2 protein-coding genes, 1 other RNA gene and 1 pseudogene are annotated in these 3,453 nt (G+C 61.4%); 2 read left to right on the forward strand and 2 right to left on the reverse strand.

Annotated elements, in window-relative coordinates:
- Both DOU50_RS23640 and DOU50_RS00775 read left to right on the forward strand, forming a co-directional pair.
- A pseudogene (locus DOU50_RS23640) lies at positions 1-223 on the forward strand (MFS transporter); the annotation flags it as partial.
- A gap of 3 nt (positions 224-226) precedes the next feature.
- Positions 227-2,602: a glycoside hydrolase family 3 N-terminal domain-containing protein gene (locus DOU50_RS00775; protein WP_148768526.1), complete on the forward strand. Its 2,376-nt coding sequence runs from the start codon at positions 227-229 to the stop codon at positions 2,600-2,602.
- Between the two features lie 4 nt (positions 2,603-2,606).
- On the opposite strand, the gene rprA is transcribed toward DOU50_RS00775, so the two are convergent.
- Both rprA and ydiK read right to left on the reverse strand, forming a co-directional pair.
- Positions 2,607-2,714, reverse strand: an RNA gene (gene rprA / locus DOU50_RS00780) — antisense sRNA RprA.
- 208 nt (positions 2,715-2,922) lie between these two features.
- Positions 2,923-3,453: AI-2E family transporter YdiK (gene ydiK / locus DOU50_RS00785; RefSeq protein ID WP_148768527.1), on the reverse strand; the 531-nt coding region annotated here is incomplete at its 5' end.

Consider the following 3,453-nt stretch of genomic DNA (forward strand, 5'->3'; position numbering starts at 1 on the left):
CCCGGGACAGGCAACTCAGGCACCCCACGTCCTCTCTACGATTAACGCGCTGTTCACCCTTATCCCGTGCGCGCTGTTCCTCTGCATGGTCGCGCTGCTTGCCATCTACAAGCTCAACAGCCGGCTGGTGGATTCCATCGCCCGGGAGCTGGCCAGCAAACGTGAGGTAAGACCCGACACGGGGCAGCTCAGCCCGGCAACCCCTTCCGCACTACAGGAGTAAAATATGACTGCTATCTATAAGGACGCGGGACGTCCCGTGCACGAGCGCGTCGCCGATTTACTGGCGCGTATGACCCCGGAAGAGAAGTTCGCCCAGATGCATGCGTACTGGCTGATCCTCGATGAAAACGGCAACCACCGCGAGCGCAGCGATCTGAGCGATGAATTCGCCGGCGTGAGCGAGCAGGCCGCGCTGAGCGAACGGCTGAAGCTGGGCGTCGGGCAGATCACTCGTCCGCTGGGCACCCACATCGTTGATGCGAAAACCGGCGTGCGCGCCGCGAACCGCCTGCAGCGCATGATGATGGAAGAGACGCGCCTCGGCATCCCGGCGCTGTTCCATGAAGAGTGTCTGGTGGGGCTGCTATGTAAAGACGCCACCCTGTTCCCGTCATCGCTGAACTACGGCTCTGCCTGGGATCCGGAACTGGTGCAGCGCGCGGCAGAGCAGATCGGTAAAGAGGCACGGTCCGTCGGCTGCCAGCAGGGGCTGGCCCCGGTGCTGGACGTGTCCCGCGACGTGCGCTGGGGGAGGACCGAAGAGACCTTCGGCGAGGATCCGTGGCTGGTGGGGGTGATGGCGACCGCCTACGTGAAGGGCTTACAGGGCGATAAACGCGACCTGCTGGCGACCCTGAAGCATTACGTTGGCCACTCGTTTAGCGAAGGGGCGCGCAACCACGCGCCGGTGCACCTTGGGTTCAGCGAGCTGAACGATACCTTCCTGCTGCCGTTTGAAATGGCGGTCAAGCTGGCAAACGCCGGGTCGGTCATGCCGGCCTATCACGATATCGACAATCAGCCGGGGCACAGCGACAGCTTCCTGCTGACTACCGTCCTGCGCGAACAGTGGGGATTCGACGGGATTATTGTGGCGGACTACGGCGGCGTCAGCCTGCTGCACCAGCATCACGGGATTTCCCACGATGCGGCCGAATCCGCCGCGCTGGCGTTCAACGCCGGGCTGGACGTTGAGCTGCCGAAAGACGACTGCGCGCGCCATCTGGCGGACGCCGTTGAGCGCGGGCTGATTTCTATGACCAAAGTGGATGAGATCGTGGCACGCGTACTGACGGAAAAATTCCGCCTGGGGCTGTTTGAAAAGCCGTACGCGGATGAAAACGGTATCGATCTGCAAAATGATTTGACCCGCCAGGCCGCGCGGGAGGTGGCGACAAAATCGGTCACGCTGCTGGAAAACAACGGCATTTTACCGCTAGGCGGCAAACCCCGCGTGGCGGTGGTGGGGCCGACGGCAGACGATCCGCTGGCGCTGCTCAGCGGCTACAGCTTCCCGGTGCATCTGATCATCAGCGATATGGTGGAAGAGACCTTGCAGGTCACGACCCCGCGCGCGGCGCTGGAGCAGTATCTCGGGGCATCGAACGTCCGCTATGCCAAAGGGTGTCACATCATCGAAAAACGGATGGCGGGCGCGCCGGTCTTCCCTGGCGACAGCGGCAGCAAACCGATGCAGCAGTCGCCGGTCTCGCAAAGCACCGCATTGATCCCCGAGGCCGTGAACGCGGCGCAGGAGAGTGACGTGGTGGTCGCCTGCGTGGGCGATCTCGCCGGGCTGTTCCAGAGCGGCACAGTGGGGGAAGGTTCCGACACCGACTCCCTGAATCTGCCGGGCGTGCAGCAACAGCTGCTGGATGCTCTGGTGGCGACGGGCAAACCGGTGATTGTCGTGATGACCGGCGGCCGTCCGTACAACCTTCAGGGGCTGGAGGATAACGTCGCGGCGCTGCTGATGGCGTGGGCGCCGGGGCAGGAAGGGGGCTGGGCGATTGCGGACGTGCTGACGGGGCGGGCGGAGCCGCAGGGGCGTCTGGTGGTGAGCGTGCCGAAAAGCGCCGGGGCAATGCCGTATTACTACAATCACAAGCTCAAAAGCGGCGGCACGCCGTTTGCGTTCCACTTCGGTTCGCGTTACCCGTTTGGCTTCGGCCTCGGCTGGACGACGTTTAGCTGGGGGGCTGCCCGCGTAGCGGAAAGCAGCGCGCCTGTTGACGGCGAGGTGACGCTGAGCGTGGATATCACCAATACCGGGGAACGCAGCGGCAGCGAGGTGGTGCAGGTTTACGTCAGGGATAAGGTCGCCACCCAGGTTCGGCCGCTCCAGGAGCTGAAAGCCTTCCAGCGCGTCACGCTCTCGCCGGGCGAAACCGCCACGCTCAGCTTTACGCTACCGGTTGAGATGTTCAACTTTACCCGCCGGGACGGGAAACGCATCGTTGAGCCGGGCGAGTTTGAACTGCAGGTTGGCGCATCGTCGGCGGATATCCGCGCGGCGGTGACGGTTAATGTGACAGGGGAAACACGTGTGCTGCCTGTTGAGTGGCGGATGCTCAGTACCTGTGAGGTTAAGCGCGCGTAGTCAGGATAAAAAAAGCCCATCGTGGGAGATGGGCAAAGACTACACACAGCAATTCGTTGTTTCACTCAGGGGATTTCCATGCTTATAAATCAAGGTGTTGATTTATAACCGTGAGCTAATAGTAGGCATTGTGATCTTTAGCGTCGATCAGATTCGTCTCAATAGTTAAAGAGGTGTAAAGATTTCTTGAGGTTAATCGCGGGTTTAATGCAGAAACGGCGGGTCTGACCAGTGTGCAACGAATAAATACTTTAGCAGTGTTAAAGTATTGTGAGGGGGAATGTAGGCCGGGTAAGCGTTAGCGCCACCCGGCAAAAAACTTAATGCGTGTTCTTCTCTTCCAGCTCTTCCAGTTCGCTCAGAATCACGTCCGGGTCTGTTCCCGGAGGCGGAATTTCATGCACCCAGGCGGAGAACAGGCGCCAGGTAACGGCGAGCAGCACCGGGCCGATAAACAGGCCAATCATGCCAAAGGCAATCAGACCGCCAATGACCCCGGAGAGGATCAGGATCAGCGGCAGGTCAGCACCCATGCGGATGAGGATCGGACGAATGACGTTATCCATGGTGCCGACCACGCAGCTCCAGACCAGCAGCACCGTTCCCCACGTGGTGTCACCCGTCCAGTACAGCCAGATAATGCAGGGAACCAGCACCAGCAGCGGCCCCAGTTGCGCAAGACAGGTCATCAGCATGACAACGGTAAATACGGTGGCGTACGGTACGCCGGAAATCGCCAGACCGATACCGCCCAGCACCGCCTGCACCAGCGCGGTGACCACCACGCCCAGCGCAACCGCGCGCACGGCCTGCGCAGCCAGCAGTACCGCAGCATCACCGCGCTTGCCCGC

The sequence above is a fragment of the Enterobacter sp. C6 genome (assembly GCF_008122455.1).
GTDB classification, from domain to species: Bacteria; Pseudomonadota; Gammaproteobacteria; order Enterobacterales; family Enterobacteriaceae; genus Enterobacter; species Enterobacter pseudoroggenkampii.